The organism is Saccharopolyspora endophytica (assembly GCF_018070075.1).
Taxonomy (GTDB): domain Bacteria; phylum Actinomycetota; class Actinomycetes; order Mycobacteriales; family Pseudonocardiaceae; genus Saccharopolyspora; species Saccharopolyspora endophytica.
This window is the reverse complement of sequence record NZ_JAGPXE010000025.1, coordinates 25259-32090: the sequence shown is the minus strand read 5'-3', so window position 1 is coordinate 32090 and position 6832 is coordinate 25259. Positions and strand designations below refer to the sequence as shown.

Annotated in this window: 5 protein-coding genes; all 5 read right to left on the bottom strand. The window is 67.6% G+C overall.

The window, feature by feature from the left end:
- Window positions 1-79: 79 nt before the first annotated feature.
- Window positions 80-1654, bottom strand: coding sequence for an alkaline phosphatase D family protein (locus KBO27_RS32870; RefSeq protein WP_210973751.1), 1575 nt, complete (start codon window positions 1652-1654; stop codon window positions 80-82).
- 142 nt (window positions 1655-1796) lie between these two features.
- Complete coding sequence (locus KBO27_RS32865; protein WP_210973754.1) at window positions 1797-2780, bottom strand: decaprenyl-phosphate phosphoribosyltransferase; 984 nt, start codon at window positions 2778-2780, stop codon at window positions 1797-1799.
- Window positions 2781-2889: 109 nt separating this feature from the next.
- On the bottom strand, window positions 2890-3462 hold the full coding sequence (locus KBO27_RS32860) for a phosphatase PAP2 family protein (RefSeq protein ID WP_207918520.1): 573 nt from the start codon (window positions 3460-3462) through the stop codon (window positions 2890-2892).
- A gap of 22 nt (window positions 3463-3484) precedes the next feature.
- Window positions 3485-5440, bottom strand: a complete 1956-nt coding sequence (locus tag KBO27_RS32855) for a glycosyltransferase (protein ID WP_210973750.1) — start codon at window positions 5438-5440, stop codon at window positions 3485-3487.
- Window position 5441: 1 nt separating this feature from the next.
- The gene (gene glf / locus KBO27_RS32850; RefSeq protein WP_132673255.1) at window positions 5442-6632 is read right to left on the bottom strand and encodes a UDP-galactopyranose mutase; all 1191 of its coding nucleotides are present in this window, start codon (window positions 6630-6632) and stop codon (window positions 5442-5444) included.
- Window positions 6633-6832 lie beyond the last annotated feature (200 nt).

Below are 6832 nucleotides of genomic sequence, written 5' to 3'. Positions count from 1 at the left end.
GCGCGCACTGCGAGACTCCCCCCTACGACCCGGCCGGTGTACGCGACTCGAATGTCGCGCGAAATTCGAAAGGTGCTGGTCAGGCGCGGTTGAGGCCCGGGGTGCCGTCCTCGACGGTGAGGGTGGCGAGGTCCTGGACCGGGGCTCCGGGCTTGGAGACGAAGGGCAGCACCTTGTAGGTCGCCTTCATCTCCGTCTCGGTGATCTTGGTGGAGATGTAGCCGCGCTGGTTGTTGTAGAGGCGCACGTGCGGGTTCTCCGCCAGGTACGCCTTCTCCTTGTCCGTGAGCTCGGCCGAGCCGTCGCCGCCGCTGGTGATCGAGGTGGCCGTGAACTCGGTGGCCACGACGTTCTCGCCGTCGTGGATCTCGTTCGCCCAGTTCGTGTGGACGTCACCGGTCAGCACCACCGGGTTGCGGGTGCCGGCCTGCTTCCAGCCCTCGATGACCCGCTGCCGGGAACCGACGTAGCCGTCCCAGGCGTCCGGGTTGTAGGCCTTGTCCTGGCCGCCCTGGTAGTCGATCTCGGCGAACATGACCTGCTGGCCCAGCACGTCCCAGCGCGCCCGCGAGGACCGCAGGCCCTGCAGCAGCCAGCGCTCCTGCTCGGCGCCGGTGAGGCTGCGCTTGGGGTCCAGCCGGGCCGGGTCCTGGGTCGGGAACTCGTCGTTGCCGACCTGGTCGTCGCGGTACTGGCGGGTGTCGAGCATGTGGAACGTCGCCAGCGAGCCCCACTCGACCCGCCGGAACAGCCGCAGGTCGATGCCCTGCGGGACCTGGGCGCGGCGCAGCGGCATGTTCTCGTAGTACGCCTGGAACGCGGCCTTGCGGCGCTCCAAGAAGTTCGGCTGCGGTTCCTCGGGGTGCTCGTAGACCTCGTCGGCCCAGTTGTTGTCCAGCTCGTGGTCGTCCCAGACCACGACCCACGGGGCCGCGGCGTGCGCGTGCTGCAGGTCGGCGTCGGTCTTGTACTGGGCGTGCCGCTGCCGGTAGTTGGCCAGCGTCTCGGTCTCCGGGCCCTCGTGGTCGCGGACGTTGCCGCCCGGGATCACGTAGTCGTTCGCCTTGTACTCGTACTGGTAGTCCCCCAGGTGCAGGACCAGGTCCGGCCGCTCGTCGCCGAGGTGGCGGTAGGCGGTGAAGTAGCCGTGCTCGTACTGCGAGCAGGACGCGAAGGCCATCGACAGCTCGCCCATCGTGCCCGGCAGCGGCGCCGTCCGGGTGCGCCCGGCGGGTGAGACCGAGCCCTCCGCGCGGAACCGGTAGTAGTAGTCGCGGCCCGGCCGCAGGCCCTCCAGCTCGACGTGCACGCTGTGGCCCATCTCGGGAGCGGCCGGAGCCTCACCCCGGCGCACCACGCGCGTGAAGTTCTCGTCCTCGGCGACCTCCCACTGCACCGGGATGGCCTTGTTCGGCATGCCACCCATGCCGTCCTCGGCGAGCGGGTCGGCGGCCAGGCGCGTCCACAGCACGAAACCGTCCGGCAGCGGGTCGCCCGAGGCCACGCCGAGGCTGAACACCTCGCCCCTGCGGGCCGCGCCGGCACCCGGCAGCGACAGCGCGGACGGCGCCCCGGCGACGGTCAGCGCCGCGGCACCGGCGGCACCGCTGATCAGCACGCTGCGGCGGGAGAGCAACGAATCGGACTTGTCCATGTGCGTCGGTCCTCCATCGATTCGGGAACTCCGACCACTCTCACCCGACCGAGTGAACGGGTCGGTGATCGACGATGAACAAACCGTGCAAAACGTCGAAGCCCCCGGCCACTCGGGCCGGGGGCTTCGACGAAGGCGCTGCTTACAGGTAGAACGCCAGGAACAGGCAACCGGCGAGGATCACGCCGAGCACCATCAGGACCTTGTCCTTGAGGACCACTTCCTCCGGCTCACCGGCGACACCCTTGTCGATGTCCACCGCGTACCGCAGGATCGCGATCACCATCGGCACGATGGAGATCAGGCCCCAGCGCGACATCTCGAACTCGCGGATGTCGTAGGCCCACAGCGAGTAGGTCATGATCGTGATCGCGGCCGCGATGGCCCACACGAACCGCAGGTAGGACGGCGAGTACGCCTTCAGCGACTTGCGGATCTTCGCGCCGGTCTCGGCGGCCAGCTTCACCTCGGCGTAGCGCTTGCCCGCCACCATGAACAGCGAGCCGAACGCCACGATCAGGTAGAACCACTGGGTGATCACCAGGTTCGCCGCCGCACCACCGGCAATGGCGCGCAGCAGGAACCCGGAGGCCACGATGCACAGGTCGATCACCGGCTGGTGCTTGAGGCCGAAGCAGTAGCCCAGCTGCACCGCGATGTAGAGCGCCATCACGGCCAGCAGCTGCATGCTCGTCAGACCCGAGATCAGCAGCGAGCCGCCCAGCAGCAGCACGCACACCACGTAGGCGATCGGCACCGGGATCAGGCCGGCCGCGATCGGGCGGTTGCGCTTGGTCGGGTGCTGCCGGTCCGCCTCGACGTCGATCGCGTCGTTGACGAAGTAGATGCCCGAAGCGGCCATCGAGAACACCACGAACGCGATGACCGCGTCGAGCAGGATGGCCGGGTCCAGGATCTCGCCCGCCGCGAACGGCACGGCCAGCACCAGGACGTTCTTCACCCACTGCTTCGGGCGAAGCTCCTTGACCAGACCGGTCGCCAGACCGGCCGGCGTGCCCGCCTTGGCGGTCACCTTCGCGTGGTAGGCGTCCGACGACTTGTCCTTCTCGTCGTCGGTCTTCTTCAGCTCCGGCTCCAGCACCTCGTCGCCGAACTCGGCGCCGATGGTGCCCTCCGCGTCGGCCTCGACCTCGGCCTTCTTCGAAGCGTTGGAAGCCTCGGCAGTGTCGACCGCCTCGGCCGCCTCGGCCGTGTCAGTCGAAGCTTGCTTGTTGTCAGGCACGGTTCCTCCGCCGTCTCATGAACCGCCGGGTGACCAGTGCAACGGCACCGCCGAGCACCGAACCGGCGACCACATCGCTCGGGTAATGAACCCCCAGGACAAGTCGGCTGACCATCATGGGCGGCACGATCGCCGGGGTCAGCTTCTTGCCGGTCAACCCGCCGTAGAGCACCGCGGCGGCCGTCGTGGACGTCGCGTGCGAGGACGGGAAGCTCAACTGGCTCGGCGTACCGACCAGCACCTGGATCTCGGGGTCTTTCGGACGCGGGCGGCGGACCACCCGCTTGACCGCGATCGACGCCGCGTGCGCGGCGGCGACCCCTGCCGCGGCGGTGACCCACTCACCGCGGCGCTTGCGGTCGACCAGCGCACCGACCGCGCCGATGGCCAGCCACCCTGCGGCGTGCTCACCGAACAGCGACATCGCGTGCGCCGTCTTGACGACCGCGGGCTTGGCCAGCGCGCCCTGCACCTTGCGCAGCGCGATGGTCTCGGCCGTGACCTCCTCATCGTGCTTGAGGTCGGTCACGTCCTCGGGGGCGATCAGCGTAGTCAGCTCTGCCACTTCGTCTCCGGGAAAGTCGGCGTCATTGGGGATCAAAGACTTGCTTCCAGGACTCAGCGCTGGTCAGCTCCGGCAGCGCGGCCCGGTACTCCTCGCGCAGCCGCGCCCACTCCTGGCCGAGCCGCTTGTAGTTGGCCAAGGACTCCAGGCCCAGCCGGCGGAACGTCTCCGGGTCGCGGCGGCGGAACGCCACCCCGCTGCCGTCGGCGTTGGACACCGTGGCGCTGTCCAGGTTGCCCAGCAGGAACCAGCGGGCGGCGGCGGCCGGAACGTTGAGCTGCGGCCGGTCCGACGCGTCGTGCGAAGGTTCCTTGAGGTTGTGCAGCAGCGCCTTGGACGCGCGCGCCGCGATCACCGCCGGGTTCACCGGCGGGTTGAGCAGGCCCTCGGCCATGATCGGGTCCGCGGTCGGCGGCGGGAACTCCCGCGCCGACGGGAGCGTCTTGGCGTCGTCGTAGTCCTTGCGCAGCTCGCGGACCTCGGGCAATGCCGTGCGCAGGCTGTCGAACAGGCCCGACGGGCCCTTCAGGAAGTCCTCGATGGCCTTCTGCTGGACCGCGACCGTCGAGTACTCCATCGACAGCAGGTGCCGCAGCGTGAGCTTGAGGCCCTGCTTGACGATGTTGTTCTTGACCTCTTCCGGGCTGTGCAGCGCGGCCAGGATCAGCCGGTTGCGAGTGTGGAAGTAGGCGGTCCAGTCCGTGGCGTCGTTCTTGTCGGTCCACGGCATGTGCCAGATCGCCGCACCCGGCAGCGTCACCGTCGGGTAGCCGTGGCCGCCCGCGCGCAGCGAGTACTCCGAGTCGTCGTGCTTGATGAACAGCGGCAGCGGCAGACCGGTGCGCTCGATGATCTCGCGCGGGAACAGGCACATCCACCAGCCGTTGTAGGTGGAGTGGACGCGCTGGTGCAGCTTCTTGGTCTTGCGCAGCGGCTTCTTGGCGAAGTCGTGGTCGGTGACCGCGCCCGGCGCCGCGCGCCAGATGCCCTGGCCGAGGTCGACGACCTCGCCCATGGTGTGCAGCCGCGAGCGGGCCTGCAGGTTGAGCATCTGACCACCGACGATGACCGGGTGGGTGGCGGCGCGGGCGAAGGCGTTGGCCCGCAGCACACCGTCCGGTTCCAGGGCGATGTCATCGTCGATGACCATCACCTGGGCGGCGTTCGAGTTGTGGATGCCCTCGTACATGACCCGGCCGAAACCGCCGGACCCACCGAGGTTGTCCTGCTCGATGACGTGCAGCTTGTCGCCGATGGCCTTGGCGGCCTCGTCGAAGCCCTCGACCTCGTGGATCTTCTGCGGGCCCTGGTCGGCCACGATGACCCGCTCCACCACGGCCATGACCTGCGGGTCTTCCCCGAGGGTCTTGAGCGCCTCGATGCACTCCGAGGGCCGGATGGTGGTGGTGCCGACGACGACCTGCTGCTTGGGCATGGGCTGGTCGGTCGTCCACGCGGCGTCGGTGATCTCCAGCGCGACGTCGTTGGTGAACAGGTCGAACCAGATCCAGCCGCCGTCCTCGAACGGCTGCAGCGACACCTTGAACTCCAGCGACGTCCAGTCCTCGCTGGAGACCTTGGAGCCCTGCAGGTGAACGCTGTCGCCGTTGGACTTCGAGCGGTAGACGTCGAGCCGACCGGACCCCTTGACCTGCAGCCGCAGCACGATCTCTTCGATCTTGGTCCAACGCTTCCAGTAGCTGGCCGGGAAGGCGTTGAAGTAGGACGCGAGCGAGATCTTGCTGTGCGCGGGCACGCGCAGGTTGCGCCGGGAGACCACCGTGGCCGTGCTGGCCAGTGCCTCGGGTTCGTCGATGTAGAGCGGACGCACGTCCAGCGGGTCCTCGCCGCGCGGGAACACGATCCGCTGCAGCACCTGCTCGGGCGCCACGTCCGAGGTCCCGGCGCGCACCGAAGTGACGTCGCTGAGCTTGCTCTCCCCAGCGGCGTTGGGCTCTCGGGGGGTCCGGTCGGTCACGTCAGTCCTCCAGCGAGCCGTCCAGCGAACGGCCCTCGGTGAAGTATGGAGCGATCTTGTTGTCGAACATGCTCAGCGCCGAGCCGATGGCCATGTGCATGTCCAGGTACTTGTAGGTGCCGAGTCGACCACCGAAGATGACCTTGCGCTCCTTGGCCTCCTTCTTGGCCAGTTCGCGGTAGGCCTCCAGCTTGCGCCGGTCCTCCGGGGTGTTGATCGGGTAGTAGGGCTCGTCCCCGCTCTCCGCGGACCGCGAGTACTCGCGCACGACCACCGTCTTGTCCGACGGGTAGTAGTCCCGCTCGGGGTGGAAGTGCCGGAACTCGTGGATCCGGGTGTAGGGGACTTCTTCGTCGGCGTAGTTCATCACCGACGTGCCCTGGAAGTCGCCCGTGGCCACGACCTCGGTCTCGAAGTCCAGGGTGCGCCAGCCCAGCTCGCCCTCGGCGTAGTCGAAGTACTGGTCCAGCGGACCGGTGTAGACGACCGGGACGTCGGTGGGCAGCTCACCGCGAACGTCGAAGAAGTCCGTCGCCAGCCGGACGTCGATGTTCGGGTTCTCCGCCATCTTCTCCAACCACGCGGTGTAGCCCTCGACGGGCAGCCCCTCGAAGTCGTCGTTGAAGTAGCGGTTGTTGAGGTTGTAGCGAACCGGCAGCCGGCTGATGATCGCCGCGGGCAGTTCCTTGGGGTCGGTCTGCCACTGCTTGGCCGTGTAACCGCGCACGAACGCCTCGTACAGCGGGCGGCCGATCAGGGAGATCGCCTTCTCTTCCAGGTTCTGCGCGTCCGCGGTGTCGATCTCGGCCGCCTGCTCGGCGACCAGCGCTTTCGCCTCGTCCGGGGTGAACGCACGACCGAAGAACTGGGACAGCAGGCCCAAGTTCATCGGGAACGAGTAAATCTGCCCCTGGTGCTTGGTGAACACCCGGTGCTGATAGTTGGTGAATTCGGTGAACTGGTTTACGTAATCCCACACGCGTTTGTTCGAGGTGTGGAAAAGGTGCGCACCGTAGCGATGCACCTCGATACCGGTTTCAGGCTCCGCCTCCGAGTAGGCGTTGCCCCCGATGTGGTCACGTCGGTCCAGCACCAGCACCCGCTTGTCCAGCTGGGTGGCGGCGCGCTCTGCGATCGTGAGGCCGAAGAATCCGGAACCAACAACGATCAGGTCATAGCCTGCGAAGCTCACAGTCGTCGAGGGTAGCTGTAGCGCGACGCCACCCCGAAACCGCGTTGACGTTATTGGCTACATATGACCACGAAGAGTGTCGATATCGCTCCTGAAGACCGCCCATTCCTCGTTGTCCAGGCATTTCATCACCCATCAGGGGCGACTGCGGCGACACCGGCGGCGACTATTCGTGGCTGTTAATACCCGTTAGGCGACCC